The sequence below is a fragment of the Rhizobium sp. 18065 genome (genome assembly GCF_902706095.1).
In the GTDB taxonomy this organism is placed as follows: domain Bacteria; phylum Pseudomonadota; class Alphaproteobacteria; order Rhizobiales; family Rhizobiaceae; genus Allorhizobium.
The window spans coordinates 85,040-111,095 of record NZ_CACSJP010000010.1; the positions used below are offsets into that span (position 1 = coordinate 85,040).

General features: G+C 61.5%; 22 protein-coding genes. 4 read left to right on the forward strand and 18 right to left on the reverse strand.

Going from position 1 to position 26,056, the window contains the following annotated elements:
- Window positions 1–5: 5 nt before the first annotated feature.
- A complete protein-coding gene (locus tag GVK95_RS20390) occupies window positions 6–908 on the reverse strand; it encodes a 3-keto-5-aminohexanoate cleavage protein (protein ID WP_159952526.1) in 903 nt (300 codons plus the stop codon).
- Window positions 909–1,012: 104 nt separating this feature from the next.
- Between GVK95_RS20390 and GVK95_RS20395 the strand changes: the two genes are divergently transcribed.
- The 3 genes from GVK95_RS20395 to GVK95_RS20405 all read left to right on the forward strand — a co-directional run bounded on the left by GVK95_RS20395 (window position 1,013) and on the right by GVK95_RS20405 (window position 4,794).
- Window positions 1,013–2,002 carry a GlxA family transcriptional regulator gene (locus GVK95_RS20395; RefSeq protein ID WP_159952527.1) on the forward strand — a complete coding sequence of 330 codons (990 nt, stop codon included), beginning with the start codon at window positions 1,013–1,015 and terminating at the stop codon, window positions 2,000–2,002.
- 793 nt (window positions 2,003–2,795) lie between these two features.
- Complete coding sequence (locus tag GVK95_RS20400; protein WP_159952528.1) at window positions 2,796–3,455, forward strand: peroxiredoxin; 660 nt, start codon at window positions 2,796–2,798, stop codon at window positions 3,453–3,455.
- Between the two features lie 115 nt (window positions 3,456–3,570).
- Window positions 3,571–4,794 (forward strand): Xaa-Pro peptidase family protein, encoded by a 1,224-nt coding sequence (locus GVK95_RS20405; RefSeq protein ID WP_159952529.1) that lies wholly within the window; start codon window positions 3,571–3,573, stop codon window positions 4,792–4,794.
- Here the strand turns inward: GVK95_RS20405 and GVK95_RS20410 are convergent, their stop codons facing one another.
- The 9 genes from GVK95_RS20410 to GVK95_RS20450 form a co-directional block, all read right to left on the reverse strand.
- A complete protein-coding gene (locus tag GVK95_RS20410) occupies window positions 4,795–5,142 on the reverse strand; it encodes a cupin domain-containing protein (RefSeq protein WP_159952530.1) in 348 nt (115 codons plus the stop codon).
- On the reverse strand, window positions 5,135–5,803 hold the full coding sequence (locus tag GVK95_RS20415) for an isochorismatase family cysteine hydrolase (protein WP_159952531.1): 669 nt from the start codon (window positions 5,801–5,803) through the stop codon (window positions 5,135–5,137). The genes GVK95_RS20410 and GVK95_RS20415 overlap by 8 nt, the downstream gene beginning before the upstream one ends.
- Complete coding sequence (locus GVK95_RS20420) at window positions 5,803–7,287, reverse strand: ABC transporter ATP-binding protein (RefSeq protein WP_244618843.1); 1,485 nt, start codon at window positions 7,285–7,287, stop codon at window positions 5,803–5,805. Before GVK95_RS20420 ends, GVK95_RS20415 begins: the two co-directional genes overlap by 1 nt.
- 68 nt (window positions 7,288–7,355) lie before the next feature.
- On the reverse strand, window positions 7,356–8,411 hold the full coding sequence (locus GVK95_RS20425) for a ring-opening amidohydrolase (protein WP_159952533.1): 1,056 nt from the start codon (window positions 8,409–8,411) through the stop codon (window positions 7,356–7,358).
- Entirely contained in the window at window positions 8,411–9,112 is a 702-nt protein-coding gene (locus GVK95_RS20430; protein WP_159952534.1) for an isochorismatase family cysteine hydrolase, read from the reverse strand. Before GVK95_RS20430 ends, GVK95_RS20425 begins: the two co-directional genes overlap by 1 nt.
- A gap of 10 nt (window positions 9,113–9,122) precedes the next feature.
- Window positions 9,123–10,139 (reverse strand): formamidase, encoded by a 1,017-nt coding sequence (locus GVK95_RS20435; RefSeq protein ID WP_159952535.1) that lies wholly within the window; start codon window positions 10,137–10,139, stop codon window positions 9,123–9,125.
- 22 nt (window positions 10,140–10,161) lie between these two features.
- Window positions 10,162–11,088, reverse strand: coding sequence for an ABC transporter permease (locus GVK95_RS20440; RefSeq protein ID WP_159952536.1), 927 nt, complete (start codon window positions 11,086–11,088; stop codon window positions 10,162–10,164).
- Window positions 11,088–12,236 (reverse strand): ABC transporter permease, encoded by a 1,149-nt coding sequence (locus GVK95_RS20445; RefSeq protein WP_159952537.1) that lies wholly within the window; start codon window positions 12,234–12,236, stop codon window positions 11,088–11,090. Before GVK95_RS20445 ends, GVK95_RS20440 begins: the two co-directional genes overlap by 1 nt.
- Before the next feature lie 19 nt (window positions 12,237–12,255).
- Window positions 12,256–13,380 carry a BMP family ABC transporter substrate-binding protein gene (locus GVK95_RS20450; protein WP_159952538.1) on the reverse strand — a complete coding sequence of 375 codons (1,125 nt, stop codon included), beginning with the start codon at window positions 13,378–13,380 and terminating at the stop codon, window positions 12,256–12,258.
- 273 nt (window positions 13,381–13,653) lie between these two features.
- Here GVK95_RS20450 and GVK95_RS20455 point away from each other — a divergent pair, with 273 nt between their 5' ends.
- The gene (locus GVK95_RS20455) at window positions 13,654–14,334 is read left to right on the forward strand and encodes a GntR family transcriptional regulator (protein ID WP_159952539.1); all 681 of its coding nucleotides are present in this window, start codon (window positions 13,654–13,656) and stop codon (window positions 14,332–14,334) included.
- On the opposite strand, the gene cysG is transcribed toward GVK95_RS20455, so the two are convergent.
- From cysG to GVK95_RS20495, 8 genes are all read right to left on the reverse strand, one after another.
- Complete coding sequence (gene cysG, locus GVK95_RS20460) at window positions 14,331–15,833, reverse strand: siroheme synthase CysG (protein WP_159952540.1); 1,503 nt, start codon at window positions 15,831–15,833, stop codon at window positions 14,331–14,333. The genes GVK95_RS20455 and cysG overlap by 4 nt on opposite strands.
- Window positions 15,805–18,462 carry a nitrate reductase gene (locus tag GVK95_RS20465; RefSeq protein WP_159952541.1) on the reverse strand — a complete coding sequence of 886 codons (2,658 nt, stop codon included), beginning with the start codon at window positions 18,460–18,462 and terminating at the stop codon, window positions 15,805–15,807. Before GVK95_RS20465 ends, cysG begins: the two co-directional genes overlap by 29 nt.
- A 59-nt stretch (window positions 18,463–18,521) precedes the next feature.
- Window positions 18,522–18,857, reverse strand: coding sequence for a nitrite reductase small subunit NirD (gene nirD, locus GVK95_RS20470; protein WP_159952542.1), 336 nt, complete (start codon window positions 18,855–18,857; stop codon window positions 18,522–18,524).
- A gap of 4 nt (window positions 18,858–18,861) precedes the next feature.
- Window positions 18,862–21,309, reverse strand: coding sequence for a nitrite reductase large subunit NirB (gene nirB / locus GVK95_RS20475; RefSeq protein WP_159952543.1), 2,448 nt, complete (start codon window positions 21,307–21,309; stop codon window positions 18,862–18,864).
- A gap of 5 nt (window positions 21,310–21,314) precedes the next feature.
- A complete protein-coding gene (locus GVK95_RS20480; RefSeq protein WP_159952544.1) occupies window positions 21,315–22,112 on the reverse strand; it encodes an ABC transporter ATP-binding protein in 798 nt (265 codons plus the stop codon).
- 13 nt (window positions 22,113–22,125) lie between these two features.
- Complete coding sequence (ntrB, locus tag GVK95_RS20485) at window positions 22,126–23,037, reverse strand: nitrate ABC transporter permease (protein ID WP_159952545.1); 912 nt, start codon at window positions 23,035–23,037, stop codon at window positions 22,126–22,128.
- A gap of 78 nt (window positions 23,038–23,115) precedes the next feature.
- On the reverse strand, window positions 23,116–24,414 hold the full coding sequence (locus GVK95_RS20490; protein WP_159952546.1) for a CmpA/NrtA family ABC transporter substrate-binding protein: 1,299 nt from the start codon (window positions 24,412–24,414) through the stop codon (window positions 23,116–23,118).
- A 351-nt stretch (window positions 24,415–24,765) separates the two neighbouring features.
- The gene (locus GVK95_RS20495) at window positions 24,766–26,040 is read right to left on the reverse strand and encodes a CmpA/NrtA family ABC transporter substrate-binding protein (protein WP_159952547.1); all 1,275 of its coding nucleotides are present in this window, start codon (window positions 26,038–26,040) and stop codon (window positions 24,766–24,768) included.
- Window positions 26,041–26,056: the final 16 nt, after the last annotated feature.

A 26,056-nucleotide genomic window follows, 5' to 3' on the forward strand; every position in this document is an offset into this window, starting at 1 on the left:
CGACCTCAGCGTTTTGTCAGTTTCAGTTTTTCGCGGACTTCGGCCGGCCCGATGATGCGGGCGCCCACGCCTTCGATGACAGTCACGGCTTTTTCGACGAGCTGCGCATTGGTCGCGAGCATGCCCTTGCCGGCATAGAGATTGTCTTCGAGGCCGACGCGGACATTGCCGCCGGCGAGCACGGCGGCTGCTGGGTAGGCAAGCGCATTGCGGCCGATCGAAAATGCCGAGAAGGTCCAGCTGGCCGGCACGTTGTTGACCATGGCCATGAAGGTGTTGAGGTCGTCGGGCGCCCCCCACGGGATGCCCATGCACAGCTGGATCAGCACCGGATCCTCGATCAGGCCTTCCTCGACAAGCTGCTTGGCAAACCACAGATGGCCGGTGTCGAAGGCTTCGATTTCCGGGCGCACGCCGAGCGCCGTCATCTGGCGCGCCATCTCGCGCAGCATCGACGGCGTGTTGGTCATGACGTAATCGCCGAGCGAAAAGTTCATCGTGCCGCAATCGAGGGTGCAGATCTCCGGCAGGCATTCGGCGACGTGGCTGACGCGCTCGGTGGCGCCGGCCATATCGGTAGCCTTTTCATTCAGCGGGAAGGGCGCCTCGACATTGCCGAAGACCAGATCGCCGCCCATGCCGGCAGTCAGGTTGAGCACGACATCGACATCGGCGGAGCGGATGCGGTCGGTCACTTCCCTGTAGAGAACGTTGCGGCGGCTGGCGGCGCCGGTTTCCGGATCGCGCACGTGGCAATGCACGACTGCCGCGCCGGCCTTTGCGGCATCAATGGCGCTATCGGCGATCTGCTTGGGGGTGATCGGCACATGGCTCGATCTCGAGACCGTGTCGCCAGCGCCGGTCACGGCACAGGTGATGAATACATCGCGGTTCATCGCAAGAGGCATTGTTGTTCTCCCTCGTTATTGAGGGCATTACGCAACAAGAATTCAACGGATGCTTTGCACAATCGGAAGCTTTTGATACTTTATCGGAAGCGCTGGAGGCCGTTTTGCTTGTCCCTTCCCTTGACCGTCTGGATATCGATCTTCTGGTTCTGCCGGACACGAACCTGATCCTGATCGCATCGGTGATCGAACCGTTGCGGGGTGCCAACCGTATCTCAGGAAGCGAGCTCTATCGCTGGCGGGTGTTCACGCCCGACGGCCAGGCCGCGATGACGACCAGCCATGTGCCGATGCCGGCTGATGGTATGTTCCAACAAAGTGCCGAGACCGCGCCGCTCTTCGTACTGGCGAGTTATAACTGGCGCGATGCAGCTACGCCGGCCCTGAAGCGGACATTGTCGCAGAGCGCACGTTATCGCTCGATCATCGCGGGGATCGAATCCGGAACGTGGCTGATGGCCGAGGCAAGCCTGCTCGACAATGTTTCAGCGACCGCGCATTGGGAGGATTTCGAGGAATTTGCGCTGGCTTATCCGCAGGTGCGCGCCGTCAAGGATCGTTTCGTCATCGACGGCAAGCGGATCACGACAGGCGGTTCGCTGCCGACCATGGACCTGATGCTGGAGATCATCCGCCGGCGCCAGGGCTATACACTGGCGCTCGAGGTCAGCCGACTGTTCAGCTACGAGCAGGGTGGCTTCCAGGGGGAGGGACAGCACACGCCATCGACCGTGGGATTGCGGATGCGGGATCCGCGGGTGGCGCATGCGGTGCGGTTGATGGAAGAGCATGTCGAGCAGCCGCTGACCCTTGTCCGGCTGGCGCGACGAGTCGGTATCAGCGCCCGGCATCTGCAGGCACTGTTCCAGGATGATGTCGGGGCAGCGCCGCATCTGCACTATCTGGCGCTCCGGTTGAATGCGGCGCGCAGGAAGGTGATCGAGACGAAGGCATCGTTTGCCGAGATCGCGGCCGAGACCGGCTTCAATTCGGCGTCAGCCTTTTCGCGCAGCTACAGGGCGAGTTTTTCGGAAAGTCCTTCTGATACGCGGCGCCGGTTGCGCCGACGTTCATCGGAGGCCGAACACGTCTGATCGGTGTCCCGATCAAAGGCTTGGAGATGCCGGCCGATATGTCGCGGTTGTCAGCTGCGTTTGCGCACTCATTTCCCGGGAACTCCCAAGGCGAGTTATGCATTCTGCCTATGGGACGAAAGTTAGAATACCAATTTGGTAGTGATTATTGACACGCGACCCAAATGTGACGAAACTGTGACCGTGAGTTCATGATGAACGCGACAGTTGGAGGGATCGGCAATGCCCCACAGTGTGGAAATGCTTTCCTTTGATCTTTTCGGTCTTGCACGGAGGCTGGTACCGCAAAGCGACAGAGCGCCGCGGGTTCCGGAGAGAAAAAGACCTTTTGTTGCGGCTCATGATGATGACACCGATGACGCCGATTGCCGGCGTCATGAGATATTCTTCTGGGGCATGTTCCCCATTCTCTAGACCGGAGTTGATGATGGCGTTTGCAACTTGCCAAAATGAACATCAGAAGACCGCGCGCCGCGGCGCACGAGTCTGGTCCGATAAATGCGCCCTGGTGGTTGCGTTTCTCTCGATCGGCTTTATCGCGGGCCTGCTCTTCGTCTTGTAAAAGACAACCAAGACTGCTTAGTTGTTCAAAGGTCTCCTTCGGAGGCCTTTTTCACGATCGGGTCTGATGCTGAACTTTCCGCCGGGTGCGGCTTCCGAGCGCGCGGGCAAAGGAGACGCGGACTATGACGCTGGCCAAAAGTCACTACGGGCCAAGTCACCACGCGTCTTGCAGGTTTGCAGCATTCAACCCTGGACGATACAGATCAACAGATTTTGACTGGAGCTGGACATGACACTGCGTATCAACCAGGCTGCGCCTGACTTTACGGCCGACACGACCCAGGGAGCGATCAGCTTCCATGACTGGATCGGTGATAGCTGGGCGGTTCTATTTTCGCATCCGAAGAATTTCACCCCGGTCTGCACGACCGAGCTGGGAGCGATGGCCGGACTCGACGGCGAATTCCGCAAGCGCAATGTCAAGGTCATCGGTATCTCGGTCGATCCGGTCGACAGCCATGTGAAATGGAAGCAGGACATCAAGACGGCGACCGGTTTCGACGTCGACTACCCGCTGATCGGTGACAATGACCTCAAGGTTGCCAAGCTTTACGACATGCTGCCCGACGATGCCGGTGACAGCTCGGAAGGCCGCACGCCTGCCGACAATGCGACGGTTCGTTCTGTCTATGTCATCGGCCCGGACAAGAAGATCAAGCTGATCCTGACCTATCCGATGACCACCGGCCGCAACTTCGACGAAATCCTGCGCACGATCGATTCGATCCAGCTCACGGCCAAACACCAGGTGGCCACGCCGGCCAACTGGAAGCAGGGTGACGACGTGATCATCACGGCTGCCGTTTCCAACGAAGATGCCATCACCCGCTTCGGCTCATTCGATACGGTCCTGCCCTACCTGCGCAAGACCAAGCAGCCGCAGGCTTAAAGTCTTGGCTATGTAAGGCGAAGACAATGTGTGAAATCGCCCGGCATTCGGGCGATTTTGCGTTTCAGCGATCCTCGCAGGATCGCTACAGACCGACGGACGACAGGATGGAAATGTGAGCGATCTAGACCGCGTGCGCGCCCAGAGAATACTTGGTGCCGAACACTTCGATGCACTGGTGCTGTTCCAGCCTGAAACGTTTCGCTATGCAATCGGTGCTCCGGCCGGGGTTGCAACCATGTGGGGGCGGGCGGGATCGGCGATTGCCATTGTGCCTGCGGATGCCGGCTCGCCGCTTGCAGTTGTCGTCAGCGATCATGCCGCCGGGGCGGTCCGGAAAGCCTTGCCGGACGCCGATATTCGGACGCATCGCATCTGGATCGACAGCGTTGGACTTCAGGACGAAAACGATGTCGCGGGTGTCAATGCCGCCTATCGGAAAGCCTGGAATACCGGACCTCGGCCTGAGACATTCGATCAGGATGCCTGTTTCCGTCTGCTCGACGACCTGTTGCGCGAGCGGGGTCTTGCCAGGGGCCGGATCGGTGTCGATCTGGAATTCATGCCGGCGGCCGATTTCCTCAAGCTCAAGGCATTGCTGCCGGATGTGACATGGCTCGACGGCTCGCCCGCATTGCGTCGGCTGCGGTCGATCAAGACGCCAGCCGAGATCATCCGGCTGCAGCGGGCGAGCCGGGCAGCCGAAGCGGGGTTGATCCGCATGCGCGAGGAGATTGCACCCGATGTGTCGCTGTCGACCCTGTCGACGGCGTGGCTTCAGGGCGCCCGGTCTGAGGCCAATGGCAATGGATATGCGTTGAGCGGGCATTGGGATTATATCTCGGTCGGGCCAGATCTCGGTGATGCTGGCGCGATCGTTGTTCCGGGAGCACTGGTCAAGGCGGATGTCGGCACGCTGGTCGACGGCTATTCGTCGGATGGTGCCCGGACGTTCTGTCTTGGATCGCCGGTGCCCCTTGCGCTCGATATCTACAAGGCGCTCGAAAATGCCTTTTCCGTCGGGCTCGAGCAGGTACGACCCGGCAACAGTTTCGGTGCGGTTCACGCGGCGATGCTCGGCTCGATGCGCAACGATGGTTTCAGCGAATATTACCGCGGCCATTTTGGTCATTCGGTCGGCGGTGGTGTCGGGATCGAGGAGTGGCCATTTTTCTCGCACAACAGTGCTGAGTTCATCGAGCCGAACATGGTCGTGGCGCTGGAGGCACCATTCTACGCCCAGGGCCTTGGCGCGCTGATGATCGAGGACCAGTTTCTGGTGACGGAGTCAGGTGTTGCATGCATGAACAGCCTCACACGGTCTCTGGTCAGTGTCTGATCAGGTCTCGCCGAGGATGTTGACCGGCCGGTCCCACTGGATCAGCACAACACAGCCGGTATCGCTCCAGACCGAATGTTCGCTGCCCTTGGCGTTGACGACAAAGCAGCCGGGACCATAGTCACCCGCCTCGTCCGACTGGGTTCCCTGCAGGACGAGGATGGTTTCCAGTCCCTCGTGCCGGTGGCGTGGAACGCCGGCGCCCGCTTCGTATTTCAGCAGCGCCACGCCTGGCTGATCGTCGACGAACGGATTGATCCAATGAATGGTGACGCCGTCGCGGAACGGGTCGAAATCGAGGTTTTTCCAGCCGCCATTGATCAGGCCTTCCCGGGTGGTTTCAGGCATGCATCAGTCCCTTCAGGAGATCATCGAGATGGGCCGTCCAGCCGACGATGCCGCCCTGCGCGCGGATCATGTCGAGGGCGGCCTGTTTGAAATGCGGGAAATAACTGGCCGTCGCCTCTTCGACGATCAGGCATTCATAGCCGCGATCATTGGCTTCGCGCATGGTGGTCTGGACGCAGACCTCTGTGGTCACCCCCGCAAAGACGAGTTGCGTGATGCCGCGTTCCTGCAGGTCTTTACCGAGCGACGTGGCATAGAAGGCACCTTTGCCAGGCTTCTCGATCACCAGTTCGCCTTCGATAGGCTCAAGTTCCGGAAGGATCGCAGTGCCGGGTTCGCCGGCGATCAGGATCCGGCCCATTGGCCCCTGGTCTCCAATCCGCAAGCTCGGATTGCCACGATTGCGCTTTGCGGGTGGAAGGTCCGACAGATCCGGTCGATGGCATTCCTGAGTGTGGATCACCGGAAGGCCGGCATGGCGAAAGCCGTCGATCAGGCGCTTGACGTCCGGCACGATGACCGAGACATGGCTGACGTCGTTTCCGAGGGTTTCGCCGAAGCCGCCGGGCTCGGCGAAATCGCGCTGCATGTCGATGACGATCAGGGCGACACTGTCGCGCCTGAGCGGGAAGGAGAAGGGCAGGGCTTTGACATCTGTCATCAGTGATGCCCCGCCATGTGAGCGCCGATGACGGAAATGTCAGCTTCGCGCGCCGGGGTTTCATAAACCAGTTTGCCGTCGGACATGACGATAATGCGGTCGGACATCTCCATCAGTTCGTCAAGATCTTCGGAGATCAGCAGTACGGCCGTACCGCCATTGCGGGCTTTCATAATACGCGAGCGGATTTCGGCGACTGCCGAGAAATCGAGACCGAAACAGGGATTGGAGACGACCAGCAGATCGACGTCGCCGGTCAGCTCGCGGGCGAGCACGGCGCGCTGGACATTGCCGCCGGACAGCGAAGCTATGGGCGAGGCAGGCGAGGCCGTCTTGACCTTGAAATCGCCGATCAGCCTGCCGGCGAGGCGGCGCATGGCGCGGCCGTCAAGCCAGCGGGTTTCGCGGCCGTCGGTTTTCAGGTCGAATGTGCGAAAGGACAGGTTTTCGGAAACGCTCATTTTCGGTGCGCAGGCATTCTGCAATGGCTCTTCCGGTATAAAGCGAACATTGTTGGCGCGGGTTTCTGCCCGTGTCGCTCCATATGGCTTGCCCTTGACCGCTACATCGCCCGTATCGGTCGGACGCTGGCCGGCAAGGATTTCGGACAGTTCCTTCTGGCCGTTGCCGGATATGCCGGCGATGCCGACGATTTCGCCGGAATGCACGACCAGCTTGTCGATCTCGATGGTTTTCAGACCACTGCGGTCTGGTGCCTTGACGCTGGTGAGGGCAAGAATCTGTGTTGCACTCCCGTTGACGGGCAGGCGCGTGTCGAGTTCGGCGAGCTTGACGTCGCCGATCATCATCGCAGCCATGTCCCGGGTGGAAAGCTCGGAGGTCTTGCCACCACCGGTCAGCTTGCCCTTGCGCAGAACCGAGACGGCATCGGCAAATTTCGTCACTTCATGGAACTTGTGGCTGATCATCAGCACGGTCAGTTCGCCGCTTGCTGTCAGGCCGCGGACAAGACCGAGCATGTCGTCGGCTTCGGCAGGCGTCAGGACCGAGGTCGGCTCGTCGAGCACGAGAAAGCGGCGACCGAGATAAAGTTGCTTGATAATTTCGAGCTTCTGCTTTTCGCCGGCCGCAAGTTCGGCGACCGGGCGGTGCAGCGGAATCTCGAAGGGCATGGTCTGCATGAAGGCGGCGAGGGCCTTCTTTTCCTGCGCCCAGTTGATCACGGCCGGGACTTTAGCGCGGCTGATCACAAGGTTTTCCGCACCGGTCAGCGAGGGTACCAGGGTGAAGTGCTGGTAGACCATGCCGAGGCCGAAGGCGGCAGCATCGCGCGGCGAGGCGACGGACACTTCCCGGTCGTCGACCATCAACTGGCCGGATGTCTGGCGGTAGAAGCCCATGATGCATTTGACCAGCGTCGACTTGCCGGCGCCATTTTCGCCGAGCAGCGCATGGAAGGAACCAGGTTCGACCTTGATCGAAACATGGTCGAGCGCGGTGAATGCGCCGAAGCGCATGGTCATGTCGACGGTTTCGATGCCGACGGCGGGAATGTCTTTCGTACGAAGGATCTCACCGATAATGCTCACGGTCACTGCTCCTTTTCAACGATGATGGCGACAGGTCCGCCACCGGGCGGGCCCTGATGTTCGGCACCACCCGAGACGTAAAGATCGGTCATGCCGAAGATGCCGGCGAGAACGCCGCCGACAAAGGCGCGGGCATGGCGGGTGGCGGAGATGTCGGAATCGTCCAGCATCGTGTGGCGGCGTCCGCGAACGGATCCGCTCGGATCCGGCTCTGCCTTGGCCAGCACCGCCTTCAGCAGAGCCCCTTGCGGCAGGCGCTCGCGCGCGGCACGCACGGATGTGGTGTCAATCGCATCCTGCATCACAGTATGATCAATGGCGAGCGGACCTGACCATGCGTTGCTCATGCCTAGCACAATGATCTCGTGATCGGACAGTTCAACGCCGGCGGAGGTTGAGGCGCAGCCGGAATAGAGGTGAAAGCTGTTGCCGATATCGGCGTCGGTGAACGCATCTTCGGCGATTTCCCCCAGAGCGACGGCTACGCCGAGCGCGGATGCGCCTCGGGAAAAGCCCATCGACTTCAAGGTGTCGCGGGTCACCGTCGTTTCACCGGATGCCTGTGCATCCGCCACCCTTTTTGCAGTCAGCAGCGGGCATTTGATCTGGACGAAGTGTACGTCCCCGGGGCTCGTTATGCCGGCATCCTTCATCGCCTGGCGGACGCCTTCAGCGACCATCGTCACCTGGCCCTTGCGGCCGAGCTGGGCAGGGGCAAGGTCGGGCGTTCTCGATACACCGATTGCCAGCGCGCCTGCGCCCGGTGCATCCGATCTTTCGCGGGCAAACACCGTCCAGTGTGGAGAAAGAGCGCCTTCGGTGCCGCCGGACATGATGATCGACACGCCTTCGACGCCATGTCTGGCAAACAGCTTTTCGAAGGACTGTGTGGCATAGCCGCGGCTGAAATCATTGACGCAACCATTGCCTTCGGTCTTGCCGAGAATGGCGACAACGTCTGCCGGCGCAAGGCCGTTGGAAAACAACGCTTCGACGCCCGAGACATCGTCTGGGCCGTCGGCTGAAACGCGGTAGACCTGCGCATGCCAGGAGGCCATCAGGGTAGGGCCTCGACCAGCTTTGCGGAATTGGACACCGAGCCGAATACGCCGCCCTGCATCTTGACCATCTTGATCGCCGCCAGATGGTTGCCGTAGTCGGTGGCGCCGCAGCAGTCTTCCAGCAGCAGGCATTCGAAGCCGCGGTCATTGGCCTCGCGCATGGTGGTCGAGACACAGACATCGGTGGTGATGCCGGTCAGGATGATGTTTTCGATGCGCTTCTGGTTGAGGATCAATTCGAGGTCGGTGGCGCAGAACGAGCCCTTGCCCGGCTTGTCGATGATCGTCTCGCCTTCGAGCGGATAGAGTTCCTCGATGATGTCCCAACCGGGTTCGCCGCGCACGAGAATGCGGCCGCAGGGGCCGGCGTCGCCGATGCCTGCGCCAATGCGCTGCGAGCGCCAGCGCTTGTTGGCCGGAAGGTCGGCGAGGTCAGGGCGATGGCCTTCGCGGGTGTGGATGATGTGATAACCCTTGGCGCGCATGGCGGTCAGAACCGTCTTGATCGGCTCGATCGGTGCCTGTACCAGCGACAGGTCGTAGCCCATGTGGTCGACATAACCGCCCTTGCCGCAGAAATCGGTCTGCATGTCGATGATGATCAGCGCCGTGTTGTCCGGCCGCAGCTTGCCGTTATAGGGCCAGTCGTATGGATCGCCCTTGATGTAGCTGGTCATTGTTTCGATCATCGCGTCCATCACGTGTCTCCTATTCGCCGGCCAGTTTGAAATTTTCGCCATAGCGGCGGTTGGGCTTGTCGAAGCCGGAGGACGTGCCGTCGGTCACCTTGATCTGGTCTTCCCAGGGCAGGCGGTATTTTCCGGCGATCAGATCGTGCATGTAGGTGTAGGGCGCGTCCTGCGCGCCGCCGGCGACCGCGACATAGCCGCGGTGGCCGAACTGGTAGATGTTGTTTTCGACGCCCCAGCCAAGGCGGGCCTCGCGCACCAGATCGGGGCGGACTTCCGCGGTGATGATCTCGTTGACCCGGCCGCTGGTGCCATGGGCGATGATCGTGCCGTCGAAATTGCAGATCATGCCTTCGCCCATGCTGTCGAATGTGCCATCCGAGCCGCACATGCAGACATTGGCGGTGACCATCAGGTTGCAGAAGGCGTTCGACTGATTGGTGAATTTCCAGCTGTCGCGGATCGGTGCGGTGTAGCCTGCCGTGCGGATCATGATTTCGGCGCCCTTGTAGGCGCATTCGCGGGCCATTTCCGGGAACATGCCGTCGTGGCAGATGATCAGGGCCAGCTTTGCCCCTTTCGGGCCCTCGATGACGGGAATCCCAATATCGCCGGGCTCCCACGGTTCGACAGGAACCCAGGGATGCATCTTGCGATAGTAGAGTTTCAGTTCGCCCTGGTCGTCGATGATGATGCCGGAATTGTAAGGCATGCCGCCGGGGTTGAGCTCCATGATCGAGAAACAGCCCCAGATCCTGTTGGTCTTGCACGCGGCCTTGAAGGCTGCGACTTCCGGGCCGTCGAGCGTGCACATGATCTCCGGATTGATATCCATCGACAGGCCGTGCAGGGCATATTCCGGGAACACGACAAGATCCATGCCTGGCTGGTTGCGCCTTGCCTTGCCGACGAGATCGACGATGACCTGCGTTTGACGTGCGAGGTCGGCCGTCGTCACTGTGCTGGGCAACTGTAGTTGAACGAGGCCGATGCCGACGCCGTGTTCGGATTTGTTCAGTCCACCCAATCCGTTCATGGAAATCTTCCTTGTGGTCGAGTTACTTGGTCAGCGACAGGGCCCCTGGCGCGCCCGCGAGCGAGCGGGTGGGCGAGGATGTCGCGATCATGATGATGAGGGTCAGCACGTAAGGCGCCGCATAGAAAAGGTAGTAGCCTTCCGTGACGCCGACCGATTGCAGGGCCGGACCGAGCGCGCCGGCACCGCCGAAAAGCAGCGACGCGAGCAGGCAGCCGATTGGGTTCCAGCGAGCAAAGATCACCAGTGCCACGGCCATCAGGCCCTGGCCGGAGGAGATGCCTTCGTTCCAGGAGCCGGGATAGAAGAGCGAAAGATAGGCGCCGCCGACCGCCGCGAGTGCACCGCCGGCGGCCGTTGCCAGAAGACGGATGGTGTCGGGGTTGAGGCCCATGGCGCGGGCAGCGTCGGAACTGTCGCCGACAACGCGCAGGATCAGGCCAAGCCGTGTGTTGCGCAGAGCCCAGGACAAGGCGAACGCAAGGGCTATGCCGAGGATGAACAGGACATTGATGTTGAGGGCAGCCTGGACCTGAGGATAGCTTGACCAGCCGCCGAAGGGAATAGAGGGCAGCTTCGGTGCCGAGGGCTGGATGAAGGGCTTGCCGAGGAAGAAAGCAAGGCCGAGGCCGAACTGCATCATGGCAATGCCGATGGCGATGTCGTTGACCTTGGGGAATTTGCAGATGAAACCATGCAACAGACCGAAAAGCGAGCCAGCCAGCATGGCGGCCAGAACGCCGAGCCAGGGAGAGCCTGTCATGACCGCTGTGCCATAGGCGGCCATCGCGCCGAAGACGAGCGTGCCTTCCAAACCGAGATTGATGCGGCCGGAGCGCTCGGTGATCATTTCGCCGAGGCTGACGAAGATGAATGGCGTCGAGACGCGGATGGCGCCGGCAATGATGGCAAGGGGAATGCCCCAGAGGCCAATATCGGTTCCGTCCATCAGGCTGCTCCCTTGCTGGTTTCAGGCTGTTTCCACAGATCGGGATTGAAGATCTTGAAGCGGCCGTAGAGGGTTTCGGAAAAGAGGACGGCGATGAACAGCGTACCCTGGAGCACGAGCACGGTCGCATCGGGAAGCGCCATGCGGCGTTGGATCAGGCCGCCGGAGGCGTCGATGCCGCCGAGCAGGATGGCGACCGGAATGATGGCGAGCGGATTGTGGCGGGCGAGGAAAGCGACGAGGATGCCGGTATAGCCGTAGCCGGCAGCCAGCGAGGCATTGGCGCTGCCCTGAACGGCGGCGACCTCGAGCATGCCGGCGAGGCCGGCAAAGGCGCCGGCGAGAAATGTGAAGCCGACGATCAGGCGGCCGACGGGCAGGCCCTGGATCTGGGCGGCGCGCATGTTGCCGCCGGCAATGCGGGCGGCAAAGCCGTTCGTCGTCCATTCGATGACAACGTAGGAAATGATGCAGGCGACGACGCCGACGGCGAAGCCCCAATGCACATCCATGCCGGGGATCTGGCCGAGCATGTATTCCGCAGAAAGCGGCGTGGTCGAAGGCTTGTTGAGGCTGGCGGGGTCGCGCAACGGTCCCTCGATCAACTGGTTCATCAGGGCGATGGCGATATAGGCCAGAAGAAGCGAGGCGATGGTTTCGTTGACTCCGCGATAGTGGCGCAGGAAGCCGGACAGGCCGATCCAAATGCCGCCGATGATCATGGCGGCAATGCCCATGGTGATCCACAGCATCAGGGGTGGCACGAGGCCGACGATCGGCAGGGCAATCGCTGCGGCAGCGACCCCGCCGAGAACGACGGCGCCTTCGGCCCCAATCACGGTCAGGCCGAGGCGGGCGGGCAAGGCGACGCAGAGCGCGGTCAGCAGCAGCGGCGCTGCACGGCTCAGGGCATTCTGGATCGAGAACCAGCTGCCGAAGCCGCCGGCATACATCAGCTGAAAGAGCTGAAGCGGCGACTTGCCGATGACGGCAATGAAGACCGAGAAGATCGCAAGTCCGACGGCCACCGCAAACAGTGCGATGGCGAGGGGTTCTGCGCGTCTCGCCGCCCATTCGATGGCAGGCCGGAAATCTCCGGCCCGCACCGGGGGTGGAACGAGGCTCTGACTGTTTATTTCCAAGGTCATGCCGCCGCTCCCGCGCGCTTCAGGATGTCGAGCCGATAACGCCCTCGACCAGATAGCTCATGCTTTCCAGTTCGATCGCATCTTCCGCAAGGTCGGCGGTGACGACGACTGTGCCCTTGTTGTCCTTCAGGCCGCTTCTGAAGACGGAGAAGCCGCCCTTCATCATTTCCGCCTGCGTTGCCTCGAACTTGGTCCGCGCTTCGGCCGAAACGGCAGGGCCGAGTGGGCTCATCTTGACGAAGCCGTCTTTCAGGCCACCGCGAACGAAGTTTCCGAGCTTTTCGCCGGCCTGGGCCTTCTTGACGAAATCGGTGTAGACGTTGCCCCAGGCCCATTCGGCACCGGTCAGGTATTTCTCCGGCGCCAGCGGGCTCTGGTTGGCATGGTAGCCGCAGACGAAGGCGCCGCGACCGGCGGCAGTCTCGACCACGACCTTCGGGCTGTCGACATGGCAGGTGATGACGTCGGCACCCTGGTCGATCAAGGCGTTGGTAGCTTCGGCTTCCTTGACTGCCAGCGACCATTCTCCGGTAAAGATCACCTGGCAGGTGATGGACGGATCGACCGAGCGGGCGCCGAGCAGGAAGGAGTTGATGTTCTGCACCACCTGCGGGATCGGCTTGGCGGCGACGAAGCCGATCTTCTTGCTTTTCGAAGCGTAGCCAGCAGTGATGCCGTTGAGATACTGGCCCTGGCCGATGTAGCCGAAATAGGAGCCGGTGTTCATCGGGTTCTTGCCCTCCTGCCACAGGCCGCCGCAATGGCGGAACTGGACGTCGGGATATTTCTCGGCCATGGCCAGCATATGGGGGTCGAAGTAGCCGAAGGAAGTCGGGAAGACGAGGGTCGCGCCATCAAGGTTGATCATCGATTCCATCGTCTTCTGGACATCGACGGTTTCCGGCACGTTTTCTTCCTCGACGACGGTGACGCCGGCCATGCTTTTCAGTACTGCCGCACCTTCGGCATGGGCCTGGTTGTAGCCATAGTCATCTTTCGGTCCGACATAGATGAAGCCGACGGTGAGAGCGGCCTGCGCCATGGCGGGTGAGAAGAAGGCGTTGGGAGCAAGGGCAGCTCCAGCGACGCCAGCGGCGGAGGTTTTCAGGAATGTTCTGCGGGTAACGGACATAAGCTTGGTCATCGAAGTTCCCCTTTATCTGGCTTTTGCCATTCTTGAATTCTGCAATAAAGTGTATGCAATCGGCGTGCCAGAGGCGTAAGCTCTTGATAAAACGAGGGTCAACGTTCGGCCTATAGCCACAAGATCAAACTGTATGCAGTTTACGCGGTGGCGTGGTTAGGAAATAGGCAACCATTTCGGCGAATGGTGCGGGAGTGTCCTCGCCGCGTCGTGCCGGTTTGACTTGAGCGTGGTGCTTTGGCATGTGTATGCAGTAACAAAGTGGGATCGCCCGTGGACAAGCCTGAGAAAAAAGCCGTCATCCGTGCCGGTACGACCGTCGAACAGATGGTGCGGGCGATCGCGGACCTGATCATTACCGGCAGCCTTGAGCCCGGCGAGAAGATGGACGAAGGGTCGCTTGCGGCACGCTTCGAGGTGTCGCGCACGCCCGTGCGCGAAGCCTTGCGGGAACTCTGCGCCATGGGTCTTGTCGACCGACAGCCAAACAAGCGGGCCGTGGTCACCAATGTCAGTGGCAGCTCACTCAACTCGATGTTCGAGGCGATGGCCGAGCTTGAGGGCATATGCGCAAGGCTGTCCGCCGAGCGCATGACCGTTGCCGAGCGCAAGCATCTGGAAGACATGCACCAGGCCTCCAGCCGGATCGTCCGCGCCTCGGCCGACGAGGACTATGCCGCCTACAATATCGAGTTTCACACCCAGCTTTATCGCGGCGCGCATAATGACCATATCCTGGAACTGGTGACCCAGACACGGGCGCGGCTTTCGCCGTTTCGTCGCGCGCAGTTCCGTCTTGAAGGGCGCCTTGCCAAGTCCTGGCGCGAGCATGACGAGATCGTCACCGCGATCCTGCGTGGCGATACGCTTGCCGCCGGCAAATCGGCCTATGATCACGTCTCTATCGTCAGCGAGGCCAGCGCAACCTTTGCCCGGCCGGGCGTTCTTGCCTAGGCGCTCTGCGCCACCCGCGTCCCACGACGCTCCGAGAGCGGGACCGGCATTTCTACCGCTGCCTTTGCCCGTGCGGCAAAGGCATTGCCGATGCCGATGAGGATCGGTTCATCGACGCCGATGATTGCAACGGCCTCGGCGAGTCCACCGAGCGTGCCCGACCAGCGGCGCTCGTTCGGGCGGGTGACGGAGGTCACGATCACGGCAGGGGTCGACAGGGGCATGCCATTCGACGCCAGCGCCTTGCGGATCTTTTCCGCCGTCCGGCCGCCCATGTAGAAAATGGTGGTCACGGTTGGGTCGGCAAGGGTTGCCCAATTCGTGTTGGCCGGCAGGTCGCCATGGCGCGAATGGCCGGTGACGAAACGGACCGATTGCGCATGGTCGCGGTGGGTGAGCGAGATGCCGAGTGCTGATGCCATGGCGCTGGCAGCGGTAATGCCCGGCACGACATCGACCGGAATGCCTTCGGCCTCCAGGCGGGCGATCTCCTCGCCGGCGCGGCCGAAGATCATCGGGTCTCCGGATTTCAGCCGGACCACGCGTTTGCCGGCCTTGGCGAAGTTCACCATCATGGCGTTGATGTCGTCCTGCTTGCAGCTTTCGCGACCGCCGCGCTTGCCGACCAGCATGCGCTTGGCCTCGCGCCGGGCCAGTTCCAGGACCTCTGATGAGACAAGATCGTCGAAGAGGATGACGTCAGCCGATTGCAATGCGCGTACCGCCTTCAGCGTCAGCAGTTCGGCATCGCCGGGGCCTGCGCCGACCAGGGTCACGCGACCGGTGGCGGACGCTTCCGACAGGCTTTCGGCCTCTGTCAGAAGCGCCCGCTCGACGCCCTCCTCCGGCGATTGGTTGCTGGCAAATGTCCGGTCGACAAAGCGTTCCCAGAAGGTGCGACGCTGCGGTCCGGGTGAGAGATGTTCGTTGACCCGGTCGCGGATGTCGCGCGCAAGTTCAGCCCAGCCCTTCAGGGCCTGCGGCAGAAGCGTTTCGATGCGGCGGCGGATGGCCTGCGCCAGAATGGGGGCCGCGCCATCGGTTGAAATCGATACGATCACCGGCGAGCGATTGACGATCGATCCGAACTGGAACTGGCAGAAGGCAGGCTTGTCGATGACATTGACCGGAACGCCGGCCACGCGGGCGGCCGTGTGGAAGGCTTCGGCCTCTTCGTCGGTTTCACAATCGGCGAGGGCAAGGGCCGCGTGTTCGAAGATATCGGTATGCCAATGGCGGTGATGAAGGACATAGCGGCCATCGTCATTGGCTGTCGCGAGCAGTTCGAGAAAGACATCGGAAAGCTCGTCCTCTGGGCAATAGACATGAACCCGTGCTCCGCAGGCGGCGAGAAGCTCGGCCTTCCACGCGGCGCCATCGGTGCCGCCGGCAACAATCACCGTTTTGCCTTCCAGCGACCAGAAGACTGGAAGCTTTGCAAGAGGTGCGACCCGCTCGGGTCGCCGGCGCTCATTCCGCTGCGAGGATGTGGCAAGCATCGATGATCCTCCTGATTTCGGAGCGGCATGAGCCGCAATTGGTTCCGGCAGACAATGTTGTGCCCACCGCCTCGACGGTTGAGCAGCCCTGGCGAACGGCGCCGGTAATCTGGTTGACGCCAACCGAGAAGCACGAGCAGACTATGGCGCCGGGATCGGGGCGATCTGCGCTTGGCCGACCGGCGATCAGCGCGTAACGCTTGGCGGTTTCGGCCTGCTGCTCACGCAGTTGGCCGACCAGCCAGTTGCGCGATACCGCCACGGGGCTGGCGGCGACGAACAGGGCGCCGAGGAAGTGCTGGCCGGCAAAGAAGGCGAGGCGGGTATCGCAGCTGCGGGCATCGGCATAACCGGTTACCTCGACATCGGCCGGAATGGCGAATGCATGTCGTGCCCAGGCTTCCCAGTCGATATTGTCCTGTTCGAAGCCAAGCTCGGTGCGCCAGCCGCCATCGGCCTTGGCAATGACCCAGTAGGCGGCGTCCAGGTTTGCCGGTTTCGCTACGCTGACCGCAAAACCATAGGCCTTTGCGGCATAGCGCTTCATCGCGACCGGGACATGCTTCAAGGCGGGTTGGCCGGACACCGGATCGGTGATCGATGGGACCAGCGCATCGATACGACCAAGCGAAGAGTTTTCCCCCGTCCAGTGCATCGGAACGAAGACGGAGCCGCGGCTCTGGCGTTCGGTCAGCAGCGCACGGACGATGACGCGGGCACCGTTTTCTGCGGAAAACTCGACGAGATCAGCATCGGCGATCCGGTATTGCGCGGCGTCCGTCGGATGGATTTCGGCAAAGGGCTCGGCAATGTGAGCCGAAAGCCGGGCGCTTTTTCCGGTGCGCGTCATTGTGTGCCAATGGTCGCGCACGCGGCCGGTGTTGAGGATCAGCGGGAAATCGAGGCTGGTGCGCGCCGGCGGGTTTGCCGGCGTTGCAATGAAGCGGGCGCGGCGGTCCGCATGATAGAAATGGCCATCAGCAAAGAAGCGGGTTTCGCCGGATGGCTTGCCTAATTGCTGTGGCCACTGGAAGGGGCGTAAGCTGTCATAGTCGTCTTCGTCGATAGCGGCGTAGGCACCAATGTCGAAGTCACGTTCGTCATCATTCTCGAAGGCCGACAAGGCTGCATGTTCGGCAAAGATTTCGCCCGGCGAGGTGTAGTCGAATGCCTTGTCGAAGCCCATGCGCCTACCGACTTCGGCAAGCTGCCACCAGTCTGGTCGTGCTTCGCCGGGTGCAGTGACAAAAGGGCGCTGACGCGAGATGCGGCGCTCGGAATTGGTCACCGTACCGGATTTTTCTCCCCATCCGGTGGCCGGTAAAAGAACGTCCGCGAGACGGGCCGTGTCGGTGTCCTTCAGGATATCCGAGACGACGACGAAGGGGCAGGCCTCGATGGCCGCCTTGACGCGATCGGCATCCGGCATGGAGACAACCGGATTGGTGGACATGATCCACAGTGCCTTGATGCGACCATCGGCGACGGCTTCGAACATATCGACAGCTTTGAGGCCTGCCTTGTCGGAGATCACCGGCGATTGCCAGAAGCGCTGGACCTTTTCGCGATGGTCCGGATTTTCAATCGCCATATGCGCAGCGAGCATATTGGCGAGACCGCCGACCTCGCGGCCGCCCATGGCATTCGGCTGGCCGGTGAGCGAGAAGGGTCCCATGCCGGGACGGCCGATGCGGCCTGTTGCCAGATGACAGTTGATGATCGCATTGACCTTGTCGGAGCCGACGGAGGACTGGTTGACGCCCTGGCTGTAGCAGGTGACGGTTTTTTCCGTTGTCAGGAAGAGATGGAAGAACTGTCGGATCTGCATGGCCGGCAGGCCGGTTGCCTCGATCAGGTCGGCCATCGACATGTCCGCTTCGGCAAAAGCCTCAGCGAAGCCATGGGTATGGGCTGCGATATAGCTCTGGTCGATTGCGTTGTGCTGGACGAGGTGGGCGAGCAACCCGTTGAACAGGGCGACGTCTCCATCCGGGCGAACCGAAAGGTGTAGATCGGCGATATCCGAGGTCGCTGTGCGGCGCGGGTCGATGACGACGACTTTCAGCCCGGGGCGAACCGCCTTTGCTGCCGCTAGCCGTTGATAGAGGACCGGATGGCACCAGCCCATGTTGGAGCCGACCAGCACAACGAGATCGGCCAGTTCCAGGTCTTCATAGATGCCAGGCACCGTGTCTGCGCCGAATGCGCGGCGATGGCCGGCAACCGAGGAGGCCATGCAGAGGCGGGAATTGGTGTCGATGTTGGCGGAGCCGATAAAGCCCTTCATCAGCTTGTTGGCGACATAATAGTCCTCGGTCAGCAACTGTCCGGACACGTAGAAGGCGACCGAGTCCGGGCCATGCTCTGTGGCGGTCTGTTGGAACGTCTGGGCCACCATTTCGAGAGCCGTGTTCCAGCTGGTTCTGTGACCTTTGATTTCGGGATAGAGTGCACGGCCGTCGAGATCGAGCGTCTCGGCAAGGGCCGAGCCCTTGGAGCAGAGGCGGCCGAAATTGGCCGGATGGTCCGGGTCGCCCCTGACGCTGACCTTGCCGGCGCCATCGACGCTGGCGATGACGCCACAGCCGACGCCGCAATAGGGACAGGTGGTCTTGACTTCAGTGGACATGCGTTGTCTCCGCTCGTGGTTGCCGGCACCCCATTTGGGGTGCCCGCGCGGTAGGACGATTACTCGGCGGCGATCAGCGCCCGTTCGAGCGACATCGACAGTTGGCCGTCGATGTTGCGCAACGGAATGGTGCGCACCGCACCTTCGTCGGCGCCCTGCGCCCGGCCGCTTTCCAGCGAGATCACCCAGTTGTGCAAGGGGCAGGTGACCGCCTTGCCGTGGACGATGCCCTGGCTGAGCGGGCCGCCCTTGTGCGGGCAATGGTCCTCGATGGCGAAGACCTCGTTTTCAGCGGTGCGGAAGACGGCGACTTTGCCTTGCGGGGTCTTCACGCAGCGTGCGCCGCGCAGCGGGATATCGTCGATATGGCCGATGTCGATCCAGTTCTGATCCATGATCTCACTCCGCTGCCTGGCTGTAGCCGATGGTCGCCATCGGCTTGAACTCGTGCTTGTCCTTGCCGGAGACGCGCTCCGACCAGGGGTCCACCTGAGCGAAGGACTGGGAAAAGACGAAGCGCTCGTAGTAGGCCTTGCGCTTTTCCGCGTCGGTCATGATCTGCTTACGGATCTCGTCCAGCCCGATGCGCTTTGCCCATTTGTAGATGCGCTCGAGATAGCGGGCCTGCTCGCGGTACATCTGGGTCAGCGCCACGATATATTCGAGAGCTTCGTCCTCTGTCTTTACCAGGCCGAGCACTTCGGTGCCCTTGATGTCCAGGCCGGCGGCGCCGGCGAAATGGATCTCGAAGCCGCTGTCGACGCAGATCACGCCGATATCCTTGCAGGTGGCTTCGGCGCAGTTGCGCGGACAGCCCGAGACGGCAAGCTTGAGCTTGGCCGGCGTCCAGGACCCCCACATGAATTTCTCGATGCGGATGCCGAGACCGGTCGAATCCTGCGTGCCGAAGCGGCACCAGTCGGAGCCGACGCAGGTCTTCACGGTACGAAGACCCTTGGCATAGGCCTGGCCGGAGACGAAGCCGGCCTTGCCGAGATCGGACCAGACGGCGGGCAGGTCTTCTTTCTCGATGCCGAGAAGGTCGATGCGCTGGCCGCCGGTGACCTTGACCAGCGGGATCTCGAACTTGTCGACGACATCGGCGATGGCGCGCAGTTCGGCTGCATTGGTGACGCCGCCCCACATGCGCGGCACGACCGAATAGGTGCCGTCCTTCTGGATGTTGGCATGCACGCGTTCATTGATGTAACGCGACTGGTAGTCGTCGGCATATTCATCCGGCCAGTCGCAGACGAGGTAGTAGTTGAGCGCCGGGCGGCACTTGGCGCAGCCGCAGGAGGTCTTCCATTCCAGTTCCTGCATGACAGCCGGAATGGTCTTCAGGCCTTTGGCCTTGATCAGGCGGCGGACGTCGTCATGGCCGAGTTCGGTGCAGGTGCACATCGGCGTGACGGCGGCCGGATTGTAGCTGTCGCCCAGCGTCAGCGTCATCAACTGTTCGACAAGGCCGGTGCAGGAGCCGCAGGAGGCGGATGCCTTGGTGTGGGCGCGCACGTCATCGAGCGAGGTCAGGCCCTTGGACGAGATCGTCGATGTGATCTTGCCCTTGCAGACGCCGTTGCAGCCGCAGATTTCTGCATCATCCGGCAAGGCTGCAACGGCCGCCATAGGGTCCAGCGGGGTACCCCCCTGGTAGGACTGGCCGAATATCAGGGTTTCACGCATCTGCGAGATATCGGTGCCGCGCTTCATCAGGTCGAAGAACCAGGAACCATCCGCAGTTTCGCCGTAGAGTACGGCGCCGAGGATCTTGTTGTCCTTCAGCACCAGGCGCTTGTAGACGCCGGCCGAGGCATCGCGCAGCACGATTTCTTCGCGGTCCGGGGCTTCGGCGAAGTCGCCGGCGGAGAACAGGTTGATGCCGGTGACCTTGAGTTTCGTGTTGACGACGGAGCCGTAATATTCGCTGGTCCCGCCGGTGAGGCGATCGGCCAGAACGCGGGCGGCCTCATAGAGCGGAGCGACGAGGCCGTAGCAGGTGCCGCGATGCTCGGCGCATTCGCCGAGCGAAAAGACGTTCGGGTCGGAGGTCATCATGCCGTCATCGACGACAATGCCGCGGTTGACGGCAATGCCGGCTTCCTTGGCGAGGCCGGAGGCCGGGCGGATGCCGACGGCCATGATCACCATGTCGCCCGTGATCACACGACCGTCTTCCAGCTCGATGCCCTCGACCTTGTCGGTTCCGAGGATCTGCTTGGTATTGGCCTTGGTGATGATGTCGATACCGCATTCGGTCAGTGCCTTTTCAAGCAAGTAGGCGGCGGCCGGGTCGAGCTGGCGCTCCATGATGGTCGGCATCAGGTGGATGACGGTGACATCCATGCCCTGGCGCTTGAGGCCGTAAGCCGCCTCGAGGCCGAGCAGGCCTGCACCGATGACGATGGCGCGGCCTTTGCCTTTGGAGATCTCGAGCATCTTGTCGACGTCGTCGAGATCGCGATACGGCAGAACGCCCGCCAACTGATGGCCGGGAACGGGAATGATGAAGGGCAGCGAACCGGTGGCGATGACGAGCTTGTCATAGGAAGCGGTGATGCCGTTGGCCGAGGTCACTGTCTTGGCATGGCGATCGACCTCTGTGACCTTGGCGCCCTTGTGCAGGGTCACGCCATTGGCGGCATACCAGTCGTCATTGTGGATGACGATGTCTTCGTAGGCCTTTTCGCCGGAGAGGACCGGCGAGAGCATGATGCGGTCGTAGTTGACGCGTGGCTCGGCGTTGAAGATCGTCACGTCGTAAAGGCCGGGCGCCCTTTCGAACAGTTCTTCGAGCATGCGACCGGGCGCCATGCCATTGCCGATGATAACGAGTTTTTGCGTCATGTCGGTTACTCCGCAGCTTCGACGAAGCGGTGACGTTCGTAGAGGAACTTCAACACGGCTTCGCGGGATTTGAGGTAGGTTCGGTCGGCAGCCAGCGCGATGCGGTCGCGTGGACGCGGGATCGGGACGTCCAGCACTTCGCCGATGCGGGCGGCCGGGCCATTGGTCATCATGACGATGCGGTCGGACAAGAGCACGGCCTCGTCGACGTCATGGGTGATCATGATCATCGTGTTGCCGAGGCGGGAATGGATCTCCATCACCGCATCCTGCAGATGGGCGCGGGTGAGGGCGTCAAGCGCGCCGAAGGGCTCGTCGAGCAGGAGGATCTTGGGTTCCATGGCCAGCGCCCGGGCAATGCCGACACGCTGCTTCATGCCGCCGGAGATTTCCGCCGGGCGCTTGTCCTTGGCATGGCCCATCTGGACGAGATCCAGATTGCGCATCACCCATTCGTGCTTTTCCGCTCTCGTCTTGCGGCCGGCAAAGACCTTGGACACGGCGAGATTGACGTTTTCGTAGACGGTCAGCCATGGCAGGAGCGAGTGGTTCTGGAAAACCACGGCCCGTTCCGGGCCTGGTGCATTGACCTCGACGTTTTCGAGGAGGACAGCACCTGAGGACACGCGGGTGAGGCCGGCGATCAGGTTGAGCAGGGTGGACTTGCCGCAACCGGAATGGCCGATGATCGAGACGAACTCGCCCTTGTCGATGGTCAGGCTTACGTCCTTGAGGACTTCCGTCTTCGTGCCGCCGCGTTCGAAGTTCTTGTCGATATGGTCGATCTTGAGATAGGCGTTCATGGGTATCGTCTCCTCAGTTCTTCGCGGTGCCGCGGGTGATGACGTTGCCGAGAAGCGCTACGAGCTTGTCGAGGATGAAGCCGGTCACGCCGATATAGGCGAGCGCCACGATGATGTCGGAGAGACGCGAGGAGTTCCATGCATCCCAGATGAAGAAGCCAATGCCGACGCCGCCGGTCAGCATTTCCGCGGCAACGATCGCCAGCCAGGACAGGCCGATGCCGATGCGGAGACCGGTGAAGATGTAAGGTGCTGCGGCCGGCACCATGATGCGGACGAAGAATTCCAGCGGGTTGAGGCGCAGCACACGGGCGATGTTGCGATAGTCGTCCGGAATGTTGCGCACACCGACGGCGGTGTTGATGATCACAGGCCAGATCGAGGTGATGAAGATCACGAAGATGGCCGAGGGATTGGAATTCTGGAAGGCCGCGAGCGAGAGTGGTAGCCAGGCAAGCGGCGGCACCGTGCGCAGGATCTGGAAGATCGGATCAAGACCGCGCATGGCCCAGACCGACTGGCCGACGACGGCACCGAGGAAGACGCCAACGATGGCGGCAAGGCCAAAGCCGATTGCCACGCGCTGCAGCGAGATCAGCACGCGCCAGGCAAGTCCGATATCCTGCGAGCCATAGTCAAAGAACGGATAGGCAATCAGGTCATAGCTATCGATCCAGACCTGCGATGGCGGCGGCAGGGTGGCGCCCGGATGCGAGCAGGCAATCTGCCAGATGGCCAGAAGCACGATCAGCACCACGAGCGGCGGCAATACGTTGCGACAGACGGCAGTGAGGGCGCGCTGAATATTGAGCTTGCGGGCCGGGCGCTGCGCCATCATGAAGACTGTCGCGCTTTTGTCCGATGTCGCCTGTGCCGGCGTTCTCGTTGTCGCCGTCTGGTCTGCCTTGCGGGCTGTTGCGGTCATGGTGTGATCCTCTTTCGAGTGGTGTTCGTTGTGGTCAAGCTCGGCCCCTCATCCGTTGCCGGGTGACGGGCCGATGCGTTACGCCCCGGCCTTGATCGACAGGCTGTCGAGATAGGCTTGTGGGTTTTCCGGATCGAAGACCTTGCCGTCGAAGAAGGTTTCGACACCGCGCGAGGTCGAAGCCGGGATGTCTGCGGCGGCTACTCCCAGATCCTTGGCGGCTTCGCGCCAGATGTCCTCGCGGTTGACCTTGTCGACCAGCGCCTTGATGTCGGTGTCTTGTGCGAACTTGCCCCAGCGGACGTTCTCGGTGAGGAACCAGGCGTCGTGGCTCTTGAACGGGTAGGATGCATGGTCCTTCCAGAACTTCATCTCGAGCCCGGTGTTCTCAAGGAGGCGGCCGTTTCCGTAGTTGATTGTGCCCTTGAGGCGGCCGGCGACATCCTTCGGCGGCACGTTGAACCATTGGCGCTTGCCGAGGATCGCCGACATCTCTTCCTTGTTGTCCATGCTGTCGGCCCACATCTGGGCTTCCATCACAGCCATCATTAGTGCCTTGGCGGCATTCGGGTTCTTTTCGATCCAATCGGTGCGCAGGCCGAGCGCCTTTTCCGGATGACCCTTCCACAGCTCGCCGGTGGTACAGGCAGTAAAGCCGATGCCCTGATTGACCAGCTGTTCGTTCCACGGCTCGCCGACACAGAAGGCGTCCATATTGCCGACCTTCATATTGGCCACCATTTGCGGAGGCGGTACGACGATGGTGGAGACGTCCTTGTCCGGATCGATGCCCCCCGCGGCCAGCCAATAACGGATCCAGAGATCATGCGTGCCCCCCGGGAAGGTCATCGCGACCTTGATCTCGTTGCCAGCTGCCTTCTTGGCGGCGAAGGCTTCCTTCAGCTTGGAAGCGTCGAGCTGTACGCCGGTTGCGGCATATTCCTGTGCGACCGAGATGCCCTGACTGTCGAGGTTGAGGCGGGCGATGATCGACATCGGCACAGGAACGTTGTTCTGGGTCACCTTGCCGGTGGAGATGAGGTAGGGCATCGGGGTCAGGATATGCGCGCCGTCAATGCCGTTTGCCTGGCCGCCAAGCACCAGATTGTCGCGCGTCGCGCCCCAGGAGGCCTGTTTGAGCACTTCGACATCGGCCATGCCGTGTTTTCCGAAGAAGCCCTTTTCCTGGGCGATGATCAACGGTGCGGCATCGGTGAGCGCGATATAGCCTAGTTTCAGTCCCGTGACTTCCGGGCCGCTGCTGGCGGCAAAGGCGCCGGATGGGAATGCGGAGCGCACCGCGCTGACCAAAGCGGCCGCAGCGGTGGTCTTGAGGATATTACGACGGCTGATGCCCATTCCTGTAGTCTTCGTCATTGTGCGTGTCCCTCTGGTGGTGACGGAGATCCGGAAAAACAAAAAAAGCCGCCCGGTTTTTGCGTCCGCGGGAAAGGAGGATTCCCGGAATGCAAGACCAAGCGACTTCGATGTCTCTGGTGAGCGCAGTTTGCGCTCTTGTATGTCCGGTCGCCGTTGACCGGATTGTATTTATGGAAGCAAAAGGCGTGCCAGTTTTGTGCTGGTCTGCCTTAGCTATTGATTCGTATTGCGAAAAAACGTTTTCGTTCCGGTAGGGAACAATGCGATCATGGATGTGTGAATGCGCAAAACTTGTGCGAATGCTCGCATTGCACAAAATTCAACGCCGCTGTATTGGGCAGTGCAATATTAAAAATCATGCGGGGCGGCGGATTGCGTCGGCTGGCTTGCGACCGGAAAAGCCTCGACATAGGTCCTGATATCCGCAGGGTCGAAAATCATCGAGTCCATGAAACGATCGCCTTCGAGCGCGCCTTCGATGCGGATATCGGCATCGGCAGGTGCTGAGGCATTGCCGAGTGCTTCGCGGTAGATCTCCGGCCGGAAAGCGCCGGCGGCTTGCTGTGCCCCATCCTCGCTGAATCCGACCTGTCCCCAGCGGATCATCTGGCTGTAGATCCACAGCGCCTGGCTCGGGCGGGGATAGTTTGCATTCTGGCGGTGGAAGACGAAATAATCCGGCAGCAGCCGACGATTGCCTTTGGCATCGAGGCTGAATTCGCCAGCCAGGACGCGGCGAATGATGCTGACTTCGGTCGCGATGTAGCGCGCGTCTGCCAGCATTTCCGCAAGGTGATCGTGGTTTTCGGGCGCATCACACCACTGGGCTGCGGCATCGAGGGCAACGATCAGGCGCGAGACGGTGTCGCTGTTGCTTGCGGCCCAATCGGGGCGCATGCCGACCACCTTTTCAGGCGCCGACGGCCATATGTCTTGTTTTGCCGCCACGATCCGGCCGACGCCGCGCTCGGAGGCAACCATGTTCCACGGCGCGCCGACACAGAAACCGTCAATGGCGCCGGCGGCCAGTGCATCGGACGTCAGTGACGGCGGCACGACAACGAGTTTCACATCCCGGTCGGGGTCTATGCCGCCAGCGGCCAGCCAGTAGCGGAACTCGTAGTTGTGCGACGAAAACGGGTAGGTCATACCCAAGGTTGGCGGTTGTTCGCCACGGGCACGCATGTCGGCGAGTACGGAAGCCAGCGCCTTCGCATTGTCGAGCGCGGATGCATCCTCGCCGATGCCGGTCAGGGACTGCATGCGCTCGAAAAGTCTTAGCGACAGTGTGATCGCATTGCCGCCGCGACCGAGGGAGAAGGGGGTGATGGTCGGCGAGGGATTGGAGCCGAGGCCGAGCATCGAGGCGACGGGCATGGGCGAAAGCATATGGGCAATGTCGAACTGGCGAAAGGCGAGACGATCACGGACATTGGCCCAGGAAACGTCACGGACAAGATCGAGGGTCAGCCCTTCGCGCTCGGCGAAACCACATTCGGCAGCGGCGACCAGCACCGAGGCGTCCATCAGCGGGATGAAGCCGGCGCGCAGAACGCGTTGCTGCCTGCCGGGGCCGAGGCCCGGCGCGGCCAGTCCACCGCTATCGTTTCGCCTGCTCGTCATGTCATGCACTCCGATT